The sequence below is a fragment of the Petrotoga sp. HWHPT.55.6.3 genome, from assembly GCF_002895495.1.
Lineage (GTDB): Bacteria > Thermotogota > Thermotogae > Petrotogales > Petrotogaceae > Petrotoga > Petrotoga mobilis.
This window is the reverse complement of sequence record NZ_AZRJ01000013.1, coordinates 78,178-101,133: the sequence shown is the minus strand read 5'-3', so window position 1 is coordinate 101,133 and position 22,956 is coordinate 78,178. Positions and strand designations below refer to the sequence as shown.

The following is a 22,956-nucleotide window of genomic DNA, read 5'->3' as shown; positions in this document are numbered from 1 at the left end:
AGAGGAGGGGTAAAATATGTTCAAAAGATTGACTTATGGAATGGTAGGTGGAAGTAAAGACTCTCAAATAGGCATAGTCCACAGAAAAGCTATAAATCTACACGGGAAGGCAGAATTAGTCTGTGGAAGTTTTTCAAGAAACTTCAAAAACACTTTGGCAACAGGCAAAGAGTTAAAAATAGATGAGAAAAGATTGTATAAAAATTATGAAGAAATGGCTGAGGAGGAAGCTAAAAGGCCCGATAAAATAGATTTTGTATCCATTGTCACACCCAACAGTTCACATTATGAAGTGGCAAAAAAATTTTTAGAATCTGGAATAAATGTGATGTGTGAAAAGCCGTTAACCATCACTCTAAAAGAAGCTGAAGAGCTAAAACAGTTAGCAAGAAAAAACAACCTACTTTTTGCGGTTGCTTACACCTTTACAGGTTATTCAATGTTAAGATACGCAAGAGAGTTAATTAAAAGAGGGGAAATAGGTGAGGTTAGGTTTATCAATGGTCGATACCTAAGTGAGTGGATGGCAAAGGTGCCGTTTGCCGGCAAAAATTCTCGCCACGAGTGGAGATCGGATCCAAAAGTTTCGGGTGTATCTAATTGCGTGGCTGATATAGGGGTACACGTGGAAAGCGTAGTTTCTTTCCTAACAGGTTTGAAGATAAAGTCCTTAAATGCCAGAATGGACAAGTTTGTTGAGCCAGATAGGCTAGACGATAATGCATCTATACTAATAAATTATGATAATGGGGCAGAAGGCATATACTGGACATCTCAAATTGCTATGGGCCACGAAAATACTTTGGATATTGGTATATATGGAACAAAAGGATCTATAGAATGGTCACAAGAACACGCAAATTACTTGAAGATCTCAAAAGTTAACCATCCTTTTATAACTTTATCGAGGGGAAGCGAAAGCGTTGATGATTTTATTAAAACTGATTATGTGACTCCTGGTGGGCATCAGGAAGGTTACGTTGAAGCCTTTGCAAGGGTATACGATAAGTTTATAAACGCAATTGCAAAAAAGAAAAAAGGAGAAATTCTAGAGCAGAGAGATTTAGATTTTCCCACTGTGGAAGACGGAGTAGAGGGAATGCGATTTATAGAAAAATGTGTAGAAAGTACAAAAAGAGGTGCTAGTTGGGTAGAATTTTAAGATTATTTTGTTTCGAATTTTTGAAAAAAGTAATAACTGGTTTATATTTTATTAAATTACTAATCTATAAAAAATGGTATAATCAATCAGGTATATTATTAGTGAATTTTTTAACTTGTTTCCTAATGCGTATGGTCAGGAACTTTCCACTTCTTTATGCGTAGGCTACAGAGTTTAAGGGACCGAAGGTCCCTTCCATAAAAGGGTGGGGAGCGGGGTGAAAGGGCGCTATATGTGTAATAAAACCTAATTATACAAGGAGGAAAATGAATGGAAGAACTTCTTGAAAGCAAATTAAAAGACATTGAAACTTATCTTAATTCACTCGATTTGACGGACAAAACCGAAGAAGAAAGAAGGAGCTTGCTTATTGAAGTTTTGCATAAAGTTCAAGAAAATCTAGGATATATCCCAAATGAAGTGCAAAAATTAGTGGCAAAAAAACTGAAAATTCCTTCTTCTCAAGTTTATGGTGTTGTGACTTTCTACAATTTTTTCTCCACAAAACCTAAAGGTAAGTATCCTATAAGTGTATGCTTAGGAACAGCTTGTTACGTGGGAGGAGCGAACGAAATCTTAGACGAATTCAAAAAGATTTTAAATGTTGAAGAAGAAGAAGTAACCGAGGACGGATTATTTTCTATTCATCCGGTTAGGTGTTTAGGTGCTTGTGGTTTGGCACCTGTCGTAAAAATAGGGGAAAAAGTATATGGGAGACTTAAAAGAAACGATGTTAGAAGAATAATCAGAGATTATAGAGCCAAAGAAAAATAGTCAATAGGAGGGTTTTTCTATGCCTAAATTAAGGAGTTTAGAAGAATTAGAATCGTTGATAAATGAACTCAAAGAAAAAGAGAATAGAAGTAAAATTGTATTAAAAGTTGCACTAGGAACTTGTGGAATCTCAGCTGGAGCTGATGAAACATATGAAGAGCTTCTAAAAGAGATACAAGAAGAAAAATTAGAAAATATTGAAGTTATGAAAACAGGATGTTTAGGATATTGCTATGCTGAGCCAACAGTAGAAGTCAACGAACCAGGCAAAGAACCAATATTGTATGGTAACGTTACAAAGTCGAAAGTAAAAGATCTTGTTAAAACTCATTTAGTAGAGGGAAAAATCGCAGACGAATTGTTGATAGAAGAAACCCATAAAAAAGCAATTTGAGGGAGGTAAAACGATGCCTGAACAAGTAAGAATCGTTTTAAGGAATGCCGGAAATATCGATCCTGAAAATATAGAAGATTATTTAAAAAATAATGGTTATTTAGCCCTAGCAAAAGCACTTAAATTGAAAAGAGAAGAGGTAGTTCAAACGGTTTTGGATTCAAATTTAAGAGGTAGAGGTGGTGGTGGGTTTCCAACCGGTTTGAAATGGAAATTCGCCATGCAAGCCAAAGGAGACGAAAAATACGTAGTATGTAACGCAGATGAAGGTGATCCGGGAGCATTTATGGATAGATCTGTATTAGAGGGTGACCCTCATTCCGTGTTAGAAGGTATGGCTATAGCTGGATACGCAATTGGTGCCCAGAAAGGGATTATTTACATAAGAGCTGAATATCCTTTGGCTGTTGAAAGACTAAAGGTAGGTATTTCACAAGCTAAAAATTATGGATTGCTTGGAGAAAATATTTTAGGGAGTAATTTTTCTTTTGATATAGATATCAGACTGGGAGCAGGAGCTTTCGTCTGCGGAGAAGAGACCGCTCTGATCCATTCGATAGAAGGTTTTCGTGGGGAGCCTACCAATAAGCCTCCTTTTCCTGCTAATAGTGGTTTATGGAAAAAGCCGACTTTGATAAACAACGTTGAAACACTTGCAAATATAGCGCCTATAATACTCAATGGCGCCGAATGGTTCAAACAATACGGAACAGAAAATTCTCCAGGTACGAAAGTCTTTGCACTTGCAGGAGATGTTAAGAATGTTGGTCTTGTTGAAGTTCCAATGGGTACAACTTTGAGAAATATAATCTTTGATATAGGTGGAGGGATCAAAGGAGATAAAAGGTTCAAAGCTGTTCAAACCGGAGGTCCTTCGGGAGGATGTATTCCTGAAGAATACTTGGATACCCCTATAGATTACGATAGTCTTCAAGTACTTGGTTCGATGATGGGTTCTGGTGGAATGATTGTTATGGATGAAGATACTTGTATGGTCGATGTTGCAAAATTCTATCTTCAATTTACAGTTGATGAATCCTGTGGTAAGTGTACTACGTGTCGAGTAGGAAACGTAAGGCTTTTAGAAATACTGGAAAAAATAACTTCTGGAAACGCTAAATTGGAAGATCTTGATCATATGGTATCTTTGGCTAATGTGGTTAAAAATGGCTCTTTATGTGGTTTAGGGCAAACTGCCCCAAATCCGATACTCTCTACTTATAGGTATTTTGAGGAAGAATATAAAGAACATATATTGGACAGAAACTGTCGAGCTGGAATATGTAAGAATTTGATAAGGTACGAAATAATTCCAGATGATTGTACGGGTTGTACGGCTTGTGCAAGGGTATGCCCAACTAACGCGATACAAGGAGAATTAAGAAAACCTCATATAATTGAACAAGAAAAGTGTATAAAATGTGGATCTTGCTATTCAACATGTAGATTTAACGCAATAAAAATAGTATAAATTTTTTGGTTAGGAGGGAAATAATAAATGCCTAAAATATATATAAATGGCAATGAATTTGAGGCTTCCGAAAATGATACCGTCTTAACAGCTGTTCAAAAATTTGGCGGCTATATACCAACACTTTGTTATATGAACTTAAAGGATGTCAATATAGAAAATAAGCCTTCTTCATGTAGAGTTTGTATGGTTGAAGTAGAGGGAAGAAGAACTTTGGCTCCTGCTTGTGCAACACCAGTGTTTGAAGGAATTAAAATAAAGACACATTCGAGAATGGCGGTAGAAGCCCGAAGAACCGCTGTTCAGTTGTTATTATCCGATCATCCACAAGATTGTCTAAAATGTCCAAAAAATGGTGATTGCGAACTACAAAAAATTGCTGCTGAACTAGACATTGTGAACAATCCTTATTTTGGCAAAACATCTAATTACGATCAAGATATCTCTGCGGCGATAATTAGGGATCCTAACAAATGTATCATGTGCAGAAGATGTGAAACCATGTGTAATGAATTTCAAACGGTTGGTGTTCTCTCAGCAATAGACCGAGGTTTTGGTGCCGTTGTTAAACCTTCTTTTGACTGGCCTTTAGAAGAAACAGCCTGTACATTCTGTGGACAATGCGCGGCTGTCTGTCCTACAGGGGCGTTAGTTGAGAGATCTTACATAGATGAAGTATGGAAAGAATTGGACAATGAAGAGAAACACGTTGTAGTTCAAACCGCTCCTGCAGTGAGGGTAGCATTAGCGGAAGAATTCGGTTACGAACCTGGAACTATTTCTACCGGGAAGATGGTTGGTGTTTTAAAACTAATGGGTTTTGATAAGGTCTTCGATACCAATTTTGGAGCAGATTTAACCATAATGGAGGAAGCTACAGAGTTCAAAGAAAGGTTAGAAAATGGTGGTTTTTTACCTATGTTGACTTCTTGTTGTCCAGGATGGGTTAAATTTATCGAACATCAATTCCCTGACTTGCTTGAGATGCCTTCTTCTGCGAAGTCTCCTCAACAGATGTTTGGAGCGATTGCAAAGAGTTATTATGCACAAAAAAATGATATTGATCCCAAAAAGATAACCGTTGTATCCATAATGCCCTGTCTAGCCAAAAAGTACGAAGCAGCTAGAGAAGAAATAAATGCATCACCTGAATACAGGGATGTTGATTATGTATTGACCACCAGAGAACTGGCGAAAATGATCAAAGAAGCAGGAATTAATTTCAAAGCTGTCCCAGAAAGGGAGTATGATAGTCCTTTAGGAGAATCCACCGGTGCTGCAGCCATTTTTGGAAGAACGGGAGGAGTTGCAGAGGCAGCTTTAAGAACCGCTTATGAATGGATAACCGGGAATGAACTTAAAGAAGTAGAATTTGAGCAACTTCATGGATATGAGTCTATAAGAGTTGCAGAAGTTGAAATTAATGGGAAAAAATTAAGAGTTGGAGTTGCTTATGGCTTAGGTAACGCACGAAAACTCTTGGAAGACGTTCAATCGGGAAAAATAGACTTACATTTAATCGAAATTATGGCTTGTCCAGGGGGTTGTGTTGGAGGCGGTGGTCAACCGTACCATCATGGTGATTTCAACGTGATTAAAAAGAGAATCGAGGCATTAAATGTCGTTGACAAATCAAAGATAATTCGAAAGTCCCATGAAAATCCATCAATTGTTAGACTATACAACGAGTATTTGGAAAAGCCAGGAAGTGAAAAATCACATCAATTGTTGCATACTCATTATGTGCAAAGAGAATGGCTTTAAAAAACTAAAGGCGGAGAAAATCCGCCTTTAGCTTGAATTAAAACCACACTTTAAAGGTTTTTATTTCGTATGGTGTTATACTGAATACGATTTTATTATCTTTAAATGCAATTTCTTTTTCCTCTTCTTCAATTAAATTACATTCAACCACTTTTTTTAAACTTCTAAAAAATTCTATTTCCACTTCCTTTTTTCGACTGCCTTTATCTTCGAAAAGTCTAATTAGTATAGAGTCATCATCTTCCGCTTTTTTTATGGTTTCAATTACCACATCAAAATCGTTGACCTTGATAAAAGAGAAATTGTCAGGGAGGTTTCCTTCTTCGTTTTTTCTTATCTTTTTAACTATTACAGAATAATTCAATTTGTAGGCTTCTTGTATTACTTGTGAATCTCTCCATGTTCCAGCGTGTGGTAGAAGAGAATAAATGAATGTGTGATCCGTTCTATCAGCCGTTTCATCGGGTTCGATTGGGGATCTTAGAAGAGTGAGTCTCATAACGTTTTCTTTTATATCGTACCCATGTTTACAATCATTTAGTATGGAAACTCCATAGTTTGCTTCTGAAAGATCTGCCCATTTTTGTGCTGGGACTTCAAATTTTGCTATATCCCAACTTGTGTTGTTGGTTGTACTTCTTTCTATGTTTCCAAATTGTATGTTGTAGGTGGCTTTCGTGCTTCTTATATTAACAGGAAAAGCTGTTTTTAATAAAACTTGTTTCTCTTTCCAGTCAACATGTGTATCAAAATCGATTCTTCTTATGTGGTTGTACACAATGACTCTTTGTTCGATAGTTGAGTCATAAAACCTCCATGAGAATTTTAAAACACCTTTTAAAGGAGTCTCTTCCTCTACTTTTACTTCGATTAAATCAGTAACCTCTTTCATCTTTTCGTTGAAATAAGGAGAAATATCCCATGCGTCAAAAAAGTAAGGTTTATCTTCGAAGGTTTGTAGCACGTTTCCCAATTTCCCCTCTTCCAGTACTTCCCTTTTATTTTCTTTATCGTATAATCTTTTAAGCTGCCCTTTTTCATTGAATTCGATTATATAGTATCTGTTTTCAATGTAATCTTCTTTTACGATCATTTTTTCATCAATTTGCTTCTGCTCCAAATTGGATATTTTAATACTTTTATAGCCAAAAGGGGGTATTCCTCTAACCAACGTTTTTTTACCGTTTTCTAACTCTACAATCTCGTCCCTTTCAAAGGAGGTGGTGTTGAATAATACCAAACTGTCTTCTTCGCTTTTTATTTCCTTTGAAATCATAGAAATAGCCCTTTCGATCTCTTTGTTAGCTATCCCCTTTATCTTTTCAAAATCTCTTCTTGCATCTTCATAAACCTCTCTTATTGAGGAACCTGGTAAAATATCGTGGAATTGATTTAATAATAATAGTTCCCATCCTTCATTTAGAGAATTTTTAGGATATTCGAAATCTTCTAATAATTTCAAAGCCATAGAATTTAATAACTCTGCGTTATGGTACAATACTTCTGATTTTCTGTTTTCCCTTTTCACAAAAGCTTGTGAAGTATACGTACCTCGATGTAATTCGAAGTACAGCTCATCATCCCAAACTGGGACATTTTTATCTCTTATTCTTTCTTCCAATTTCGCAAAATAGTCTTCTACTCTTCCCATATCCACTTGGGGTAAACCTGGGATTTCTTTTATTGCTTGATAATTTTCTAACATTTCATATGTTGGGCCTCCTCCTCCATCTCCCCAACCGAAGACAAGAATTAATTCATCGTTTATATCTTTTTGTTTGTAATTATCCCATATCCCCCTTATCGTGAAAGGCTCCACCATGCCGTTGTAGGTATAAAAGTAATTGTTTTTATCAGGCGTTGTAATAAAATGGGATAAGATTTTGGTCCCATCGATGCCTTTCCACCAAAAAGTATCGTACGGGAATTTGTTGATCTCATTCCAGCTTATTTTGGTTGTAGCGAAGTACTTCATTCCACTTTTCTTTATTATCTGAGGAAGGGCGTATGTGTAACCAAATGCATCTGGCAACCATACAACTTTAGAATCTATTCCAAACTCTTCTTTTAAGAACCTTTTCCCAAATAGTATCTGTCTTATCAAAAACTCACCTGGAGAAATATTAGAATCCGATTCTATCCACATACCACCAGTTGCTTCCCATCTGCCTTCTTTAATTTTTTGCTTTACTTTTTCATACAACTCAGGGTAATCGTTTTTTAAGAACTTGTACAATGCCGGAGAAGAGTGCATAAATATATATTCTGGATACTCTTGCATCAGATTGAGAACCGTCGAAAAGGTTCTTTGTGCTTTTTCTCTTGTGTGTAAAACTGTCCAAAGCCATGCCATATCTATATGAGAATGTCCTGTCAAAACAACTTTCGGAGAATCCAGCTTAAAATTTCTCATTTTTTTCAATTCTTCTTGCAAAAAACTATAACTGTCTTTTATTGATTCATAGTATTCTTTGGATCGAGGTTTTATAAAATTGATTCTTTTGTAAGACTCGTTTAAAATATTGAATAATTTTACTCTTACAATATCGTTTTGACTTAGTTGATCGATTGTGTCAAGAACATTCTTTGCTAAGAAATAGTACTTTTGTGAATATTTATCTATTTTGTAAAGCTCCAAACCTGAAAATGTGTAATTTAATTCCCCTCTCAAGCCAGTCCATGACCTTAAGTATATCCTCAATACATTTCCTTGTACAATCTTTGGCGATATTATAGCCTCTTTATGGTATTTGTCTATTCCTTGAACGAACTGACCATTTACAAAAAGTAAAGATTCAGGATAATCGGGAATAACGTCCAAATCGCCATCTTTTTCCAAAGAAATCCTCAAAAATAGACTTTCTTCACCAATACTTTCAGGCACTTCGATATTTTTTCTAAACCAAAATACCTTATCGTACCCTCCCCACTTTTCCTCTTTTTCTATCTTTTTCCAGTTTGTTGAATTGTTGAATTCAGGCTTGAATCTTCTTTCTTTGTCTTCAAAGTAATCCATTTGCAAAATTTGGAGAATACTAAGTGTTTGTGATTTTTTAACTTCTCTTAATCCGTTCTCTAACTTTTTCTTGGTTATGTCTTCTAACATGTTTTATTTCGACCTCCTAGATAGCAATCCAATTAATGATAACACAACTTAATAGATAAGATAGTAAAAAACAAGAAAAGAACTTTGGAAATATTTAGTTTTAATAAAACTTTATATTTCCTTATATTTCACAAATAAAAATAAAGTACTATTGAAATACAAGAAGATGCTGAGTAAAGTCTTTAAATAGTTTCAAAAATTTATTGGAGGTGAGTTTTGTGAAAAGGACGGTTATGTTTTTATTTATGGTTTCTTTGTTAAGCGTTTTGTCTTTCCCTGTAACCATAGAGTTTTGGCATGCAATGAGTGGAGACAGGATAGCTTTGATTGAAGATATTGTGAGTGATTTTGAAGAAGCTTATCCGGATATAAAAGTAAATGCGCAATATTCAGGAAGTTATCCTGAGACGTTGAATAAGCTTATTGCAGGGGTACAATCCGGGAATGCACCTCACATAGTACAGATTTACGAAATAGGTACAAGATTGATGATAGACAGCGGTGTCATAGTTCCTGTCCAAGATTTACTTGATCAAGATGATTCTTATGATGTAGGGGTTTTGTTGGAACCAATATTAAATTATTACACAGTTGATGGGAAGTTGTATTCCATGCCTTTCAATTCATCTACCGCCTTGTTGTATTACAACAAAACACTCTTTGAAGAAGCCGGTTTAGATCCAAATAGACCTCCTCAAACCTACGAGGAACTTTTAGAATATTCAAGAATTTTAACAAAGAAAGATTCAAGAGGAAATACTGTTCAATATGGATTAACTTGGCCTACCCATTCATGGGTAATTGAACAACTTATGGCTGCCGCCGATGCGCCACTTGTTAACAACGATAACGGAAGAACCGCCAGAGCAACAGAGGCTGTTTTCAATAACGAAGCAGGTTTAAAAATATTTGAACTGTTTGATCAGTTGAACAAAGAAGGTTTAATTCTTAACACAGCTAGGGAAGATTGGGACGCTGCCGGACAAAATTTCGTTTCCGGCAGAGCAGCTATGAATTTCTTTTCAACATCTGATGTAAAGATATTTCAAGAGGGATTAAAGAGTAATGGCTACGAGTTAGGTACAGCATTTTTGCCAGTTCCAGATATAAGTGTCAGCGGAGGGCCAATTATTGGTGGAGCTAGCTTATGGTTGATAGCAGGACACCCAGATGAAGAAACAAAAGCTGCCTGGGAATTTATGAAATTTGTCAATCGTGAAGATCAACAGATAAGCTGGCACCAAGGTACAGGGTATTTCCCAGTTAGAAAAGATGCTATTCAAAGGTTGCACTATGAAGGGTTTTATGCTGAAAATCCAAATTACTTCACTTCGTTGTTACAACTATTGCTAGCGAAAAGGAATTTTAACTCCGCTGGAGCAGTTATTGGAGTGTTCCCTGAAACTCGAGAAACTATAGAAATAGCGTATGAAAGAATGGTTGATGGACAAATGACACCTGAAGAGGCACTGAGCTGGGCTGAAAGTAGAGTAACAGAATTAATCCAAGAATATAACGAATTCTATCAATAATCTATTAAATGAATCTCTAATATAAGTCTAGAATTTCAAATGTTGTTAATCCAAGGAAGAATTTTCTTCCTTGGTTTTTTGGGAGGAAATAAAATATGAAGTGGGGAAAATATACACCTTATCTTTTGCTTGCACCGACACTAATAATTATTGCCCTTTTTATATATTGGCCTGCAATTAACTCCTTTCTAATGAGTTTTTACAAAATATCACCATTTGGCGATAAGAGAATATTTGCAGGTTTAGATAACTACATTAAACTTTTTGAGAATGAGGCATATTGGGATGCATTAAAGATCACAATCATATATATAGTTACAACGGTAATAATAGTCATTATTTTAGGCTACCTGATCGCACAATTATTAGATAATAAGGTCTTTGGGATGAAAATTTATAGAACTTTAATTTTTGTTCCTTATGTTATTTCCTTTACTATCGGAGGTGCACTGTGGACCTTTATGTTGAATCCGGTTGCAGGGCATGTGAATTATATTCTGTCAAGAATCACAGGAGAAAGTATTAATTGGTTAAATCAAGTGCCATATGCGTTAATTTCTGTTATAGTTTCCAGTGTTTGGAAGATGCTGCCTTTTTCAATTATTTTCTATCTTGCGGGGTTACAGTCCATATCGGAATCAATAATAGAGAGTTCTCTTATTGATGGGGCAAACGTATGGCAAAGGATGTGGAAAATAAAATTTCCTATGCTTTCTCCCATTACATTTTACTTAGTTATTATGAACATCACCAATGGAATGTTTGAGTCGTTTGGGATCATTGACATTATGACAAGAGGGGGACCCTTAGGAAGTACTACAACCTTAATTTACAAACTATATCAAGACGCATTCTTTTTCCAAAAAACAAGTTTAGCAGCTGCTGAGAGTGTTATCTTATTTATTATTATGTCAATTATCACCTTTCTTTATTTTAGATTTGGTGAGAAAAGGGTTCATTATCAATGAAGGGAGTCAAGCAATAATGAGGAAATCTACCAGAGAAAAAGTTAATTATATTTTTGCGGAATTAGGTTTAATAATTGTATCTTTTTTCATGTTTTTACCTTTCATACTTGCAATTTCCATGAGCTTTATGGAACCAACGGAGGTTTTCTCTTATCCACCTAAGTTTTTTCCTTCAAGTATCAATTTTAAAAATTACATAGCGGCGATGGACCTCGTTCCAATGGGTAGAATGTTGTTTAATTCTTTGCTGGTGGCTTCATTTACAACATTAGGAAAGTTAATAACAGGAACATTGGCTGCTTATGCCTTTTCTTCTTTTCGATTTAAAGGAAAGAACATATTGTTTTCCACCCTCTTTGTAACTTTATTTTTGCCTGCCGAAACGGTTATGATTTTACCTTTGTTTATGCTGATGTCAAATCTGGGTTGGGTTAACACCTACTGGGCGTTGATAATACCTTTTACCGCTTCAGCAACCAATACATTCCTATTTAGGCAACATTTTATGACGATTCCTCGCTCTTTAGAGGATGCAGCAAAAATAGATGGTGCTTCAGCTATGCAATATTTTTTCAAGGTGCTTGTACCTTTGTCTGGGCCAATAATCGCTGGGGCGGCTATTATTAATTTTGTTTATGCATGGAATATGTATCTTTGGCCTTTGATAGTTACCATGCAAGATGACATGAGGACGGTACAGGTTGGCGTAAAGATGATGATCTCAGGAGAGTCCAGTAACAATTGGGGAGTGATAATGGCAGGGACACTGTTAGTTGCTTTACCTACCCTTATAATATTTTTTCTACTTCAAGATTTGTTTGTAAAAAGTTTGGTAAATAGTGGGCTTAAAGAATGAAGTAGGTTTTAACAAAATTAAATAATTATTTAACCAACAAAACCCCAAATGGGGTTTTTTTGATTTGCTTTCTTGTTAAGATCATTTTATGGTAAAATTTTAAAAGAATTAAAGGAATTGAAGGATTTTATAAAAAGGTGATTTTGTCCATGAAAAAATCCATATTGTATTTACTTTTTATTGTTTTTATGTCTACTACACTGTTCCCTTGGAGTGGGCATGAGGCGATGACTTATTATATAATTCAAGATTTACCGAATATTGATAAAAAGGTTTTTATTACAGAATATTCATACGAGGAAGAAAGGCAATACAATTTAGAATATCTTAGTTTAACCGAATTGGATTTTTAAAGGTTTTCGAAGGCGACAAATCATTTCTCTACTTTGTAGAATTATCCAAACAAGCTTTTGAAAAAAATGACGAATATTGGGGTTATAGATTTTTAGCTCGTGCGCTTCATTATATCGAAGATCTTTCACAACCTTATCACAATGCCCCCGGTTCATTTTTTGAAATCATAGGAGCAGCTTTTAACAAGGACATATCAAGGAAACTTAACAATGCACACTATTTTATGGACGATTATTTAGTATATCTTTTGTATTATTCTGATAATGCGGCGAAAGAAGTTATTTTGGGTGCCAAACCTACCTTTTTTGATAATTACGAAGACTATGTTCAAGAGATAATGGACTTTTCTCTTAGTAGGTTTTCTTTGTTTCATTCAGAAATCAAAGCCCAGTTTGGGGAAAGTTTAAATGATTATGTAACTATTGAACAAATTAGAAAGATGGGTGAAGAAGGAAAATTGTCAAAACTTAAGGAAGAAACGCTGAGTGTATTGTCTTATTCTTCCTCCATAATAAAAGGATTTTTAATCGATTTTCTTGAATCAGTTGGTCAAGTGTAGTAAATTAGTTAGATATTAAAATGAAAAAGGAGATCTACCCTTGTGGAACAAGATAAAATACTGTTCATAGTTAATCCGGTAGCAGGTGGGGGTAAAGCCCTAAAAGTATGGACAAAAAATATCTATCCTATTTTGGAAAAGAAAAAGATATCCTTTGATTATTTATTTACCCAGAAGCCTTACGATGGTTTTAATTTGGCAATGGAAGGGATCAAAAAAGGGTATAAAAAATTAATTTCTGTTGGTGGAGATGGAACGGTAAACGAAATAGTTAACGCAATAATGTCGCAGGATATTATCGATCCAATCGAAATATCAGTTGGTTCTATAGGTTCTGGCTCTGGTAACGATTGGGGAAAAAGCGTCGGTATACCTGCTAATTATGAAGAGGCGGTAAGCAATTTACGTAAAGACAATTTCATATTACAAGATGTTGGTAAGGTTAGTTATATTCAAACAGGTGTTGAAAAAACAAGATATTTTGTGAATGTTGCAGGGATGGGTTTTGATGCAGAAGTCACCTATAAGGCTAATAAAAGTAAAAAAAGATTGTTTGGCAAGCTTTCTTATTCTTTAAATTTATTAAGCACTTTAATTTCCTTCAAGGATCCTTATGTTGAAATCAAAATTGATGGAGAAAAGGTGTATGCAAATCAAGCTTTAACCTTGAATGTTGGGATTTGTAGATACAGTGGGGGAGGAATGATGTTTACACCGAAGGCAAAATACGATGATGGACTTTTCGATGTAACCGTCATTGATAAGATATCTGTTGGTACAATTTTAGCAAATCTAAGGAAAATATATGATGGCTCATTTATAAATCATGAAGCTGTGAAAACCTTTAGAGGAAAATCGATAGAAATTACATCCAAAGAAAAGCTGTATTTAGAAACGGATGGTGAATCTTTGGGCCATTCTCCTTTGTATTTTGAAACTCTCCCTCAAAGACTTAAGGTTTTAAGTGGGCTATCAATAGAACATTAATGGATCTGCTTGCTGCTAATAAATATGAAAGTAAAAGAAAAAAATTTAATCAATTAATAATATAAACAGGAGCAACAAGTGCCCCTGCTTTTTGAAAAATTATTCCTGGCTTACCAATTTTGGGGGATAACCTATTTCATCCAGTAAGTTTTCTATTTTTTCTGGTTCTTGCAATGTTTCAACTTCTACTTTTTTGTTTTCTAAATCAACGTTGAAATTTTGCACAATACCTGAAGATTTTAATTGCCTTTCAATATTCATCTTGCAATGTTCACAAGACATATCTGGAACATCAAATACGTATTTCATTGTTTAACCTCCTATAGTTTTTTTGTGATTCTGCTTGAATTGTAAATCACGTTTATGGAACTAAATAACATAGCGACCTCTGCTATTGCTGGGTGAAGGATGCCGATCATTGCCAAAGGTATCGCGATAATGTTGTAGAAGAAAGCCCAGAATAAGTTTTGTTTGATTTTTTTAAAGGTTATTTCTGATATATTTATGGCATCTATAACTTTTGAAATTTCGCCTTGACTTATTATTACATCCGCAGATTCTATTGCCAAATCTGTTCCGTTACCTATTGCAATACCCATATCAGATGATTTTAATGCTGCGGCATCGTTTATTCCATCGCCTATCATGCCTACCTTTTTCCCTTCTATCTGATATTTTCTGACTATTTCTACTTTATTTTGGGGTGATATATTTGCAAATACCTTATCAATTCCAACCTTTTTAGCAACGGCTCTGGCGGTGTTTTCGTTGTCGCCTGTTACCATTATGGGTTCCATTCCCATTTCTTTTAATTGTTTTATAGCTTCTACTGCATCACTTTTAATCTCGTCTGCGATTCTTATGTAGCCAACAATTTTTTCATTTTTACTTACCTCTATTACCGTCTCTGCGTTTTCCATAAATGCTTGATATGGTTTTGGATCACGTGGTTTACCTATATAGTATTCATTGTTTTTGTATGTCCCAACGATTCCTTTGCCTGTTATTTCCTCTATTTCTTCAATTTCAACGTTCTGATTTTTAATATGCTCATGTGCGTATTCGACTATGGCTTTAGCCAATGGGTGAGTAGAATTTTTCTCTATTTCTGAAATGATCAAAAATGTTTCATCATCTAAATTGTGTTCAATAACTGAAGGTTGCCCTTTAGTTAAGGTTCCAGTTTTGTCCATGAGAATTGTGTCTATATCTTTAGCCGTTTGGATGGCTTCTCCATTTTTTATTATCAATCCTTTTTTGGCAGATACAGAACTGGCAGCCACAAGAGCCATAGGTGTTGCTAAGCCAAGTGCACATGGGCACGCTATAACAAGTGTGGCAACAAACGAGAAAATTGCCGTAGATAGCGGACCAGCATCTGTAAGAACCCAAGGAATGACTTTTGAAGCGTTAATCAAAAAAGGTTGGAATGTTTCATATTGGAAAAACCAAATCATACCACTTAAGACAGCTAACGAAAAAACCGTCGGGATAAAATACAAAGTTATTCTGTCAGCCAGAGCTTGAATAGGTACTTTAGAGGATGAAGCTTCTTCTACAAGTTTGATCATTTGATTTAGGAATGTGTCTTCTCCGACTTTTTCTACTTTTATTTTTAAGAGACCTGATTCAACTATCGTTCCACTTACTACGGGATCCTTCTCGCTTTTTAATAGGGGTAATGGTTCACCGCTTATCATAGACTCGTTTATGGAAGCTTGCCCTTCTACGATAGTACCATCTAAAGGTATTTTTTCACCTTGTCTCACCAGTATTAAATCACCTATTTTGACGGTCTCTATGGGTAATTCAACCACTCCGTCATCAGTAATAACATTAGCTTTGTCGACTTTCATGGATAGAAGGAGTTTTATTTCTCTTGAAGCACTATGTTTCATCCTTGCTTCGATGTATCTACCCACCAGATTCAGTGTAATTAGCATAGATGCGATAGTACCAAAAGAAAGAATATTCAATCCTACAATTGCTAAAATTGTTGTTGCCCAAGCGGAGATAGCTCCAAGAGAAACTAATGTATCCATATTTGTGTGAAGATGAGATAAAGCGATCCAGGCACTTTTTAAAGTTTTTCTACCTGGTATGAAGATTGTGGCTGCACCGCCAATTAACTCAATCAATAGCATAAAAGGAACATGTACCCCGCTCATACTTAAAATCATAACAACCATAAGAGGTATAGTAATGGCTAATGAAATATACATATCTTTGCGTGATTCTTTGAATCTTTTTTCTATCAGATCCTCGGTGGGCATTTCCTCAGAGACCTTGTATCCAACATCTGCTACAGCCTTTTTGATTTCGTTCATCGGTATTGCTTCTTGTGATATTACTATAGCTTTTTCTGTGGCTAAATTGACTGAGACATATTTTACCCCATCTAATTTTTTAAGCGCCCATTCTACGTTTTTTACACATGTAGCACATGTCATCCCTTGAACGCTAAAAGATACTTTATTATTTGCGGCAAATTTTTCTTGAGAATTTGTAGATTCTATCGGTTTTTCTTTGACTTCACTCATATAGTACACCACCTTTTCTAAGTTTTTTTGAGATAATCAAAAACCTCTTCAAGTTCTTCTAATTTTACATTGATTTCTTCGGGATCTTTAGAAGACGTTGCGTCTTTCACGCATGTTTCTATATGTTTTTTCAATATTTCAGAGTGTGCATTTTTTAAAAGAGAAATTGTGGCTAACAGTTGCTTAGATATATCAATACAGTATCTTTCTTCTTCAATCATTTTTATAGCTGCATCAATCTGTCCACGCGCTGTTTTAAGTTTTCTAAGAGCCTTTTCATGTTTCATAAAATCGCCTCCTTTTATCCATCCCACCAGGGGAGGGTAAAAAAATTATAAACTATTTTTGTTACGATCAAATTAATATGGATTGTCAAAACAATAAACCCAGTTACTTACTCACGAGTTAGTAACTTGCGAGTAAGTAACTCTGAAGTTAGTGATATAATCCCACAAAATTGATTTTTTGGTAAAAAGCCTAAGTATTGTTTTGTAAAATAAAAAAGACGCCTTATGCAGACGCCTTGTATATTTTCCAACAATCCAATGTGTTATCTAAAAATTAACTAAATCATTTGTTCATATAGTATTCCATTAGTATTTCTGCAACTTCGGCTCTTGTGAACTCTTTTGGTGGTTTTTCTCCTTTTGAAAGCATCTCCCTTACCTTTGTCCCACTGAGGAACACATGGTCTTCTTTTCCGTGTGGACATGTTTTTGCCGTTGCCATGTTTTCACATTTTTTGCAATAAAATGCATGTTCGAATTTTAGTGGTACTATCCCTATCTCTTCGGGTTTAAACTGGTCAAATATCTCTTGAGCTTCGTAAGTTCCGTAGTAATTTCCAACACCTGCATGGTCTCTTCCTACAATAAAATGTGTACATCCATAGTTCTTTCTACATATCGCATGAAAGATCGCTTCTTTTGGTCCGGCGTATCTCATGTTAACAGGGAATACCCCTAAAAATACCCTTTCTTTTGGGTAATACTTGTCCAATATAACTTCGTAGGATTTCATCCTCACATCAGAAGGAATGTCTTCATCTTTTGTTTTTCCCACCAACGGGTTTAAGAACAAACCATCGACGATTTCAAGCGCTGTTTTTTGTAAATACTCGTGTGCCCTGTGTATGGGATTTCTCGTTTGAAAGGCTACTATCGTTTTCCAACCTTTTTCAGAGAATATCTTTCTTGTATCTTTTGGGTCGAATCTGAACTCTTGAAAGTTTTCGTGCTCTATCCTGTTGAGTAAGGTAATCTCCCCACCTAATGCTATTTCTCCTTGCTCGTATAAAAACTTCACCCCAGGATGAGCTTTGTCTTGGGTTTTGTAAACCTTCAACGCCTCTTCTTCTTTTCTTCTTTCAAACTTTTCTTGAAGATGTAGTATAGCGTACTCTTTTGAATCTTCTTGGTTCTTTATCAATACATCTTCTCCCACTTTTAATTCGTCTGCAATCTCTTTTTTTACCGATAGAATTATTGGAATAGACCATACCGTTCCGTTAGATAATCTCATACTGTTTAAAACAGAATCGTAATCTTCTTTTGTCATAAACCCTTCTAAAGGGCTGAATAGTCCAGTTGCAATGTTTTCTAATTCAGATAGATCAAAATAAGTAACACTTATACTTTTTAACTCTTTCGACCTTTTTAACCATTCTTTTTTTTCTTCTTCAGTAGCTATTTTGTTGACCAATTTTCCACCGTGTGGCTCAATCATTTTTTTAGACCTCCGTTTTATTCATAAAACTGTTTTAGCGCCCTTTCACCCCGCTCCCCACCCTTAAGGATAAAAGGTACTTTAATTTTTGCACAAGGCTGCAATCAGATAATATTGTTGTTTTTTAAATATTCAATGACTTTTTCAACCGATTCTTCTATGCTTTCTACATCGGTGTTCAAAATTAACTCAGGATTCTCAGGCTCTTCGTAGGGAGCTGAAACCCCTGTGAAATTTTTTATTTCTCCCTTTATTGCCTTTTCGTACATACCCTTTGGGTCTCTGTTTTTTAATTCATCAAGTGGGCATTTTACGTATATCTCTATGAATTCCCCGTCTTTTACTAGCTCTCTTACCCTCTGCCTATCTTTTTTGTATGGGGAAATGAAGGCTGTCATTGTAATTATCCCAAGATCTGAGAATAACTTTGCAACTTCTCCTATCCTTCTAATATTTTCCTCCCTATCTTCTGGGGAGAATCCTAAATCACCATTTAAACCGTGTCTAATGTTGTCTCCATCCAAAACATACGACAACTTTCCCATTTTCAACAATCTTTCTTCCAAATCATGTGCTATAGTCGATTTTCCAGATCCAGATAACCCCGTAAACCAAAGGATTACTCCCTTTTGTCCTAAAAGTTTTTCTCTGTCTTCTTTTTTTACCTTTCCAGCATGCCATACTACATTTTCACTCTTTTTTCTCTCCACTTTTATACCTCCCAAAAGCCTTATCCATAATATAAATCTTAACAAAAGTACTCTGCCAAGAAGATTATACTCTAATCAGAGGGCTCAGTCAAGTTAAGGTATTAGAACATATGCGGGGATTAGGTTAAAAAGGAAAGCAAAAGTGACTGTAGATAAAAAAATAAGGGCGAGTATATTCGCCCTTTTGTAGTTATTGTACGCTTTCAGCTAGAGATTGCTTAGCAATATTCACGTATTCGTTGAATCCATCTGGATCGTTTACGGCAAGTTCAGAAAGCATTTTTCTGTTTATGTCAACATTAGCCAATTTTAAACCATGAATTAACTCATTATACTTCAATCCTTGTGCTCTTGCAGCGGCGTTGATTCTTGTTATCCAAAGATTTCTGTAGTCTCTTTTTTTGTTTTTTCTACCTGCATAAGAATATTTTCCGGATTTGTAGTATTGTTGTTTTGCCAATGAATAACGTCTACCTACTGCTCCCGAGTAGCCTTTTGCCGCTTTTATATATTTTTTCTTTTTTTTGTGAGAAGTAACAGATCTTTTAATTCTCATCTCCTATACACTCCTTTAACTTAAATTAAGTTTGATTTCAAATCATCATTTTAGACCAAGTGATTTTTCAACTTTATCTACTATTTCCTTCGGTACTTCTACCTCTTTTTTTAGCCTTCTCATATGACTGCTATTTTTGAAACCCGTATTATGTCCTACGTTACTTCTATGTCGAAGAATTTTTCCGTTTTTTGTGACCTTGAACCTTTTTTTCGCAGAACCTTTTGTCTTTAATTTAGGCATCTTGATTCCTCCCAATTTTTAGAGTATATATAGATTACTTATTTTTTCTCCTCATTGATTGGTTCTAAAATAATATCCATATCTTTACCCAATAATTTTGCTCCTCTGGAAACTTTTGCTATATCGGATGTTTGAGATACCACTTTGTCAAGTATTTCCTTACCTTTTTCTTTAAAAAGTATATCTCTGCCTAAGAACATAATTACTACTCTTACTTTATAGCCATCTTCTAAAAATTCCCTTATCTTTTTCAATTTGGTGTTGAAATCATGATCATCGATTCTGAGTCTAAATTTCATCTCTTTAAGAACTTGTTTTTTTTGCTTTTTCTTAGCTAATTTTTCCTTTTTCTCTTTTTCGTAGATATATTTACCATAATCCATCATTCTGGCAACTGGAGGTTTAGCTTCAGGGGCTACTAAAACCAAGTCTACTCCTGATTGTTCGGCTAATTTTAACGCTTCTTTTGTCGGCATCTCTCCGAGTTTGTTCCCCTCTTGATCTATTACCAGAACTTTTCTAGCTTTGATCTCATTATTTTTAGCGACTTTATCGCTTATACACAATCACCTTCCTTATTTAACATATAAAAAATGGGTGACGGATCGTCACCCATTTCTTCTTAAACACAAATAACTCTCTTTTCCTAATCAAAGAGTCATTTTTTTCAACATGCGTACCCCTGACGGTTTTTGATTATTCCCCGGGGTGGGAAGTTAACTGCGGGCGACTTCCTCTTTACCTTTTATATATTATTAAATTCTGGTGGGCCATGCGGGTTTCGAACCCACGACCTACTGATTAAGAGTCAGTCGCTCTACCAGCTGAGCTAATGGCCCTATACCACTTTTTAATTATACCTTAACTCAATTTGTTTGTCAAGAAGCGACTTGATCTGATTCCTTACTTGACGTAGATGAAGAAGATTTTGATTTGGATTTTCTTGAGTCGGTAATATAGAAACCTTCACCTTTGAAAGAAATACCAACATTACCAATTATCTTTTCAGCTTTTGAACCACATAGTTCACATTTAACTTCAGGTGTTTCATTCATAGAATGCAAAATAGTGAACTCATAACCACAATTTTTGCACTTGTATCTATATAGAGGCAATTTTATCTTTCCCCCTTTTGTATTTTTTGATAAAAAATCACAAATAACCAAAAAGTAGCCTATCAAATTTATGTGAAATTTAATATGTTATATATGTTAATAGTTTTTTTATTTGTCAATTTGGCCCGTTTCCATGTACCATAGATAAAGATCTAATTTCCCTAATGGTTCTTCAACCATCTTTGATAAAACTCTCAGTTGATTTTCCAGATCAGTATACTTTTTCTCCGTCCAAGAAGGTTTGGGGACTTCTTTCACGAGATTATAATTCTTCATGATTTTCAGTATGTGCTTATCTAATATAGCGACGTCTTCTATTCCAACGTTTCTTAAAAAATGGCTGGCTTCTTTCCAGCCTATACCTTTTATATTTTCGACTAAAAACCTTCTGCTTTCTGAAATATCTTTTTGAAGTAAGTTTTTCAAACTTCCAATTATCCATCTATTTTCGACTATATATTTTGATCTGGTGTTTGGGAACCTATGTCCAACTTCTCTTAATTTTAATATTAATTGCTCTTCGTTATATTGAGCGAATCCCTCTTTTGTGATTAATTTTTGCGCTTTTATGCCACCCTTTGCCCTCCAATTTGCCGTTAATACACAAAAAGATAACTCACTGAATAAGTCCAATTCATCGCCATTTTTTCCAATATCCCTAAACTCTTCAAACCTTCTTTCAACTTCATCCTTAATTGCAAGTTTCACATCTTCTATTTTATTGACCAAAATATCTAAAGAGTTTGTTATGTTAGAATGGATCATCTTATTCCTCCAAGATTGTATCAATTATTAGCTTTTTTTCTGTTGGATCTTACGATTAAGTAGAAACCTAAGATCATATAAATTATAAGAGAAATAAAGATTCCAAAAAACTCCGGCTGGCTTAGTTGTTCCCATCCACTTAGCAAAGAATTATTTCCGATGGTAATGGATGTGTGTTTTTCCAACAAATAGATGGTGTAAAAAGATAGTATAAAACTCCCAAATATCACTGAAATGATTGAGATGATTGACTGATAATTCTTTGAAAAGATGATGGCAATAATCACGCCTAAGATAGCAAAAATTATCCAAGGAATGTAAGAAATGGAAAAAGGTAGATTATTCATCCACTCTCCATTGGAAGAAATTATAAAAGTTCCTATTGAGTAACCAACTAGTCCGCCTAAAAGGAAACCACCAACCACAAAGGCTACATTAACTAAATGATAAAATACAAATCCAAAGATCAAACTGAATATCAAATAAATAAAAAAGCTGTAATCACCAAACGTTAGAACAAAATTATTAATTAAGGGGACTTTGAGCAGATAAGGTATCACTATGGAATAGGATGCATATACACCCAAAAGAAAAATAGTAACTTTGAAAGAAATCTTTGAAAAGAGTAAAAGTATTAGGGATAAAGGCAACAAAATATAGACTGAATTAACTAACAATAAATAAAGATTTGTGAAAGCTTCGGTATTGATAAAATCTGGAGTTACCATATCAATTTCACCCCTTTTATAATTAAATTAGTATTTTTAAAATCTTAAACCAACTAATTGTATCACATATTTTTGATTGGCAAAATCAATTTTATGGTATAATTTTAAAAAGGTTTTAACTCTCTTGAACGAAGTGAAGAGTGATAAAGATTTCTAGGGTACAAAAAAATTAAAAGTTAGAAGGAGGAATTAAATTGGGAAGTTTAAGAATCGAGGTTGATGAAGAATTTATAAACGGTTTAATAGACAAAGTTATCGAAGAAAATACCCAAGTGCAAGGCCTAAAAAATTTGAATGTAAAGCTGAGGGAAGATGGAATAAGTTTTCAAATGGAGGTCAATTTTTTGGGGAAAGATTCAAAAGTGGAATCTTTGATCAAGATTTTAGAAAAACCAGAAGATTTAGAAAACGGAAAGTTGCGCTTGTCCTTGAGTGGTGATGAAGGTGTCAGAAAGATTTTAGAAGGTGTATTTTATATACTTTCAGAATTCAGCGAAGCGGTTTCTTCCAAAGATTATGAGATTTTGATAGATTTTAATAAAGTAAAAATAAATCCTTTTGTTGATACCATGTTAAAATCTTTAAAAATTTCTAGATTCATTCTGCAAGACGGAAAGTTTGAATTACTTCTTGAATTCAAAAAATAG

Annotated in this window: 22 protein-coding genes, 1 tRNA gene and 1 pseudogene; 11 read left to right on the top strand and 13 right to left on the bottom strand. The window is 34.8% G+C overall.

What is annotated here, in order from left to right; genetic code table 11:
- Positions 1–16 precede the first annotated feature (16 nt).
- From X926_RS05170 to X926_RS05145, 4 genes and pseudogenes are all read left to right on the top strand, one after another.
- The gene (locus X926_RS05170) at positions 17–1,162 is read left to right on the top strand and encodes a Gfo/Idh/MocA family protein (RefSeq protein ID WP_103065294.1); all 1,146 of its coding nucleotides are present in this window, start codon (positions 17–19) and stop codon (positions 1,160–1,162) included.
- A 270-nt stretch (positions 1,163–1,432) separates the two neighbouring features.
- Positions 1,433–1,936: an NAD(P)H-dependent oxidoreductase subunit E gene (locus tag X926_RS05160; protein ID WP_103065292.1), complete on the top strand. Its 504-nt coding sequence runs from the start codon at positions 1,433–1,435 to the stop codon at positions 1,934–1,936.
- Between the two features lie 19 nt (positions 1,937–1,955).
- Positions 1,956–3,801, top strand: a pseudogene (locus X926_RS05150) (NADH-ubiquinone oxidoreductase-F iron-sulfur binding region domain-containing protein).
- Positions 3,802–3,828: 27 nt separating this feature from the next.
- Positions 3,829–5,565, top strand: a complete 1,737-nt coding sequence (locus X926_RS05145) for an NADH-dependent [FeFe] hydrogenase, group A6 (RefSeq protein ID WP_103065289.1) — start codon at positions 3,829–3,831, stop codon at positions 5,563–5,565.
- Between the two features lie 37 nt (positions 5,566–5,602).
- On the opposite strand, the gene X926_RS05140 is transcribed toward X926_RS05145, so the two are convergent.
- Entirely contained in the window at positions 5,603–8,671 is a 3,069-nt protein-coding gene (locus X926_RS05140; RefSeq protein ID WP_103065288.1) for an alpha-mannosidase, read from the bottom strand.
- A 218-nt stretch (positions 8,672–8,889) separates the two neighbouring features.
- Between X926_RS05140 and X926_RS05135 the strand changes: the two genes are divergently transcribed.
- The 6 genes from X926_RS05135 to X926_RS05115 all read left to right on the top strand — a co-directional run bounded on the left by X926_RS05135 (position 8,890) and on the right by X926_RS05115 (position 13,927).
- A complete protein-coding gene (locus X926_RS05135; RefSeq protein WP_103065287.1) occupies positions 8,890–10,203 on the top strand; it encodes an ABC transporter substrate-binding protein in 1,314 nt (437 codons plus the stop codon).
- A 95-nt stretch (positions 10,204–10,298) separates the two neighbouring features.
- A complete protein-coding gene (locus X926_RS05130; protein ID WP_103065286.1) occupies positions 10,299–11,171 on the top strand; it encodes a carbohydrate ABC transporter permease in 873 nt (290 codons plus the stop codon).
- 16 nt (positions 11,172–11,187) lie between these two features.
- Entirely contained in the window at positions 11,188–12,027 is an 840-nt protein-coding gene (locus X926_RS05125; RefSeq protein WP_103065285.1) for a carbohydrate ABC transporter permease, read from the top strand.
- A 149-nt stretch (positions 12,028–12,176) separates the two neighbouring features.
- A complete protein-coding gene (locus X926_RS10240; RefSeq protein ID WP_041534047.1) occupies positions 12,177–12,380 on the top strand; it encodes a hypothetical protein in 204 nt (67 codons plus the stop codon).
- Between the two features lie 224 nt (positions 12,381–12,604).
- Complete coding sequence (locus X926_RS10235) at positions 12,605–12,940, top strand: hypothetical protein (protein ID WP_199171180.1); 336 nt, start codon at positions 12,605–12,607, stop codon at positions 12,938–12,940.
- Between the two features lie 42 nt (positions 12,941–12,982).
- Entirely contained in the window at positions 12,983–13,927 is a 945-nt protein-coding gene (locus tag X926_RS05115; protein WP_103065284.1) for a diacylglycerol kinase family protein, read from the top strand.
- A gap of 99 nt (positions 13,928–14,026) precedes the next feature.
- On the opposite strand, the gene X926_RS05110 is transcribed toward X926_RS05115, so the two are convergent.
- The 12 genes from X926_RS05110 to X926_RS05055 all read right to left on the bottom strand — a co-directional run bounded on the left by X926_RS05110 (position 14,027) and on the right by X926_RS05055 (position 22,309).
- On the bottom strand, positions 14,027–14,236 hold the full coding sequence (locus X926_RS05110; RefSeq protein WP_012208544.1) for a heavy-metal-associated domain-containing protein: 210 nt from the start codon (positions 14,234–14,236) through the stop codon (positions 14,027–14,029).
- Between the two features lie 11 nt (positions 14,237–14,247).
- On the bottom strand, positions 14,248–16,467 hold the full coding sequence (locus X926_RS05105) for a cation-translocating P-type ATPase (protein WP_103065283.1): 2,220 nt from the start codon (positions 16,465–16,467) through the stop codon (positions 14,248–14,250).
- A 17-nt stretch (positions 16,468–16,484) separates the two neighbouring features.
- A complete protein-coding gene (locus tag X926_RS05100) occupies positions 16,485–16,754 on the bottom strand; it encodes a metal-sensing transcriptional repressor (RefSeq protein ID WP_012208542.1) in 270 nt (89 codons plus the stop codon).
- Positions 16,755–17,037: 283 nt separating this feature from the next.
- Complete coding sequence (sat, locus tag X926_RS05095) at positions 17,038–18,192, bottom strand: sulfate adenylyltransferase (RefSeq protein ID WP_103065282.1); 1,155 nt, start codon at positions 18,190–18,192, stop codon at positions 17,038–17,040.
- 104 nt (positions 18,193–18,296) lie between these two features.
- Positions 18,297–18,902: an adenylyl-sulfate kinase gene (gene cysC / locus X926_RS05090; protein WP_103065281.1), complete on the bottom strand. Its 606-nt coding sequence runs from the start codon at positions 18,900–18,902 to the stop codon at positions 18,297–18,299.
- Between the two features lie 190 nt (positions 18,903–19,092).
- On the bottom strand, positions 19,093–19,458 hold the full coding sequence (rplT, locus tag X926_RS05085; protein WP_012208539.1) for a 50S ribosomal protein L20: 366 nt from the start codon (positions 19,456–19,458) through the stop codon (positions 19,093–19,095).
- Between the two features lie 45 nt (positions 19,459–19,503).
- Complete coding sequence (gene rpmI / locus X926_RS05080; protein WP_041534045.1) at positions 19,504–19,701, bottom strand: 50S ribosomal protein L35; 198 nt, start codon at positions 19,699–19,701, stop codon at positions 19,504–19,506.
- A gap of 38 nt (positions 19,702–19,739) precedes the next feature.
- Positions 19,740–20,267, bottom strand: coding sequence for a translation initiation factor IF-3 (infC, locus tag X926_RS05075; RefSeq protein WP_103065280.1), 528 nt, complete (start codon positions 20,265–20,267; stop codon positions 19,740–19,742).
- 197 nt (positions 20,268–20,464) lie between these two features.
- Positions 20,465–20,540, bottom strand: a tRNA-Lys gene (locus tag X926_RS05070).
- Between the two features lie 39 nt (positions 20,541–20,579).
- The gene (locus tag X926_RS05065) at positions 20,580–20,816 is read right to left on the bottom strand and encodes an FmdB family zinc ribbon protein (protein ID WP_041534044.1); all 237 of its coding nucleotides are present in this window, start codon (positions 20,814–20,816) and stop codon (positions 20,580–20,582) included.
- A gap of 108 nt (positions 20,817–20,924) precedes the next feature.
- Positions 20,925–21,581 (bottom strand): N-glycosylase/DNA lyase, encoded by a 657-nt coding sequence (locus X926_RS05060; protein ID WP_103065279.1) that lies wholly within the window; start codon positions 21,579–21,581, stop codon positions 20,925–20,927.
- Positions 21,582–21,601: 20 nt separating this feature from the next.
- Complete coding sequence (locus tag X926_RS05055) at positions 21,602–22,309, bottom strand: hypothetical protein (RefSeq protein ID WP_103065278.1); 708 nt, start codon at positions 22,307–22,309, stop codon at positions 21,602–21,604.
- A 194-nt stretch (positions 22,310–22,503) separates the two neighbouring features.
- Between X926_RS05055 and X926_RS05050 the strand changes: the two genes are divergently transcribed.
- Positions 22,504–22,956 carry a hypothetical protein gene (locus X926_RS05050; RefSeq protein ID WP_012208533.1) on the top strand — a complete coding sequence of 151 codons (453 nt, stop codon included), beginning with the start codon at positions 22,504–22,506 and terminating at the stop codon, positions 22,954–22,956.

Excerpts from the sequence above, each read along its gene's own strand:
- X926_RS05170 (WP_103065294.1), top strand. The coding sequence starts at position 17 with ATGTTCAAAAGATTGACTTATGGAATGGTAGGTGGAAGTAAAGACTCT.
- X926_RS05160 (WP_103065292.1), top strand. The coding sequence starts at position 1,433 with ATGGAAGAACTTCTTGAAAGCAAATTAAAAGACATTGAAACTTATCTT.
- X926_RS05145 (WP_103065289.1), top strand. The coding sequence starts at position 3,829 with ATGCCTAAAATATATATAAATGGCAATGAATTTGAGGCTTCCGAAAAT.
- X926_RS05140 (WP_103065288.1), bottom strand. The coding sequence starts at position 8,671 with ATGTTAGAAGACATAACCAAGAAAAAGTTAGAGAACGGATTAAGAGAA.
- X926_RS05130 (WP_103065286.1), top strand. The coding sequence starts at position 10,299 with ATGAAGTGGGGAAAATATACACCTTATCTTTTGCTTGCACCGACACTA.
- X926_RS05125 (WP_103065285.1), top strand. The coding sequence starts at position 11,188 with ATGAGGAAATCTACCAGAGAAAAAGTTAATTATATTTTTGCGGAATTA.
- X926_RS10240 (WP_041534047.1), top strand. The coding sequence starts at position 12,177 with ATGAAAAAATCCATATTGTATTTACTTTTTATTGTTTTTATGTCTACT.
- X926_RS10235 (WP_199171180.1), top strand. The coding sequence starts at position 12,605 with ATGGACGATTATTTAGTATATCTTTTGTATTATTCTGATAATGCGGCG.
- X926_RS05110 (WP_012208544.1), bottom strand. The coding sequence starts at position 14,236 with ATGAAATACGTATTTGATGTTCCAGATATGTCTTGTGAACATTGCAAG.
- X926_RS05105 (WP_103065283.1), bottom strand. The coding sequence starts at position 16,467 with ATGAGTGAAGTCAAAGAAAAACCGATAGAATCTACAAATTCTCAAGAA.
- X926_RS05100 (WP_012208542.1), bottom strand. The coding sequence starts at position 16,754 with ATGAAACATGAAAAGGCTCTTAGAAAACTTAAAACAGCGCGTGGACAG.
- sat (WP_103065282.1), bottom strand. The coding sequence starts at position 18,192 with ATGATTGAGCCACACGGTGGAAAATTGGTCAACAAAATAGCTACTGAA.
- rplT (WP_012208539.1), bottom strand. The coding sequence starts at position 19,458 with ATGAGAATTAAAAGATCTGTTACTTCTCACAAAAAAAAGAAAAAATAT.
- rpmI (WP_041534045.1), bottom strand. The coding sequence starts at position 19,701 with ATGCCTAAATTAAAGACAAAAGGTTCTGCGAAAAAAAGGTTCAAGGTC.
- X926_RS05060 (WP_103065279.1), bottom strand. The coding sequence starts at position 21,581 with ATGATCCATTCTAACATAACAAACTCTTTAGATATTTTGGTCAATAAA.
- X926_RS05055 (WP_103065278.1), bottom strand. The coding sequence starts at position 22,309 with ATGGTAACTCCAGATTTTATCAATACCGAAGCTTTCACAAATCTTTAT.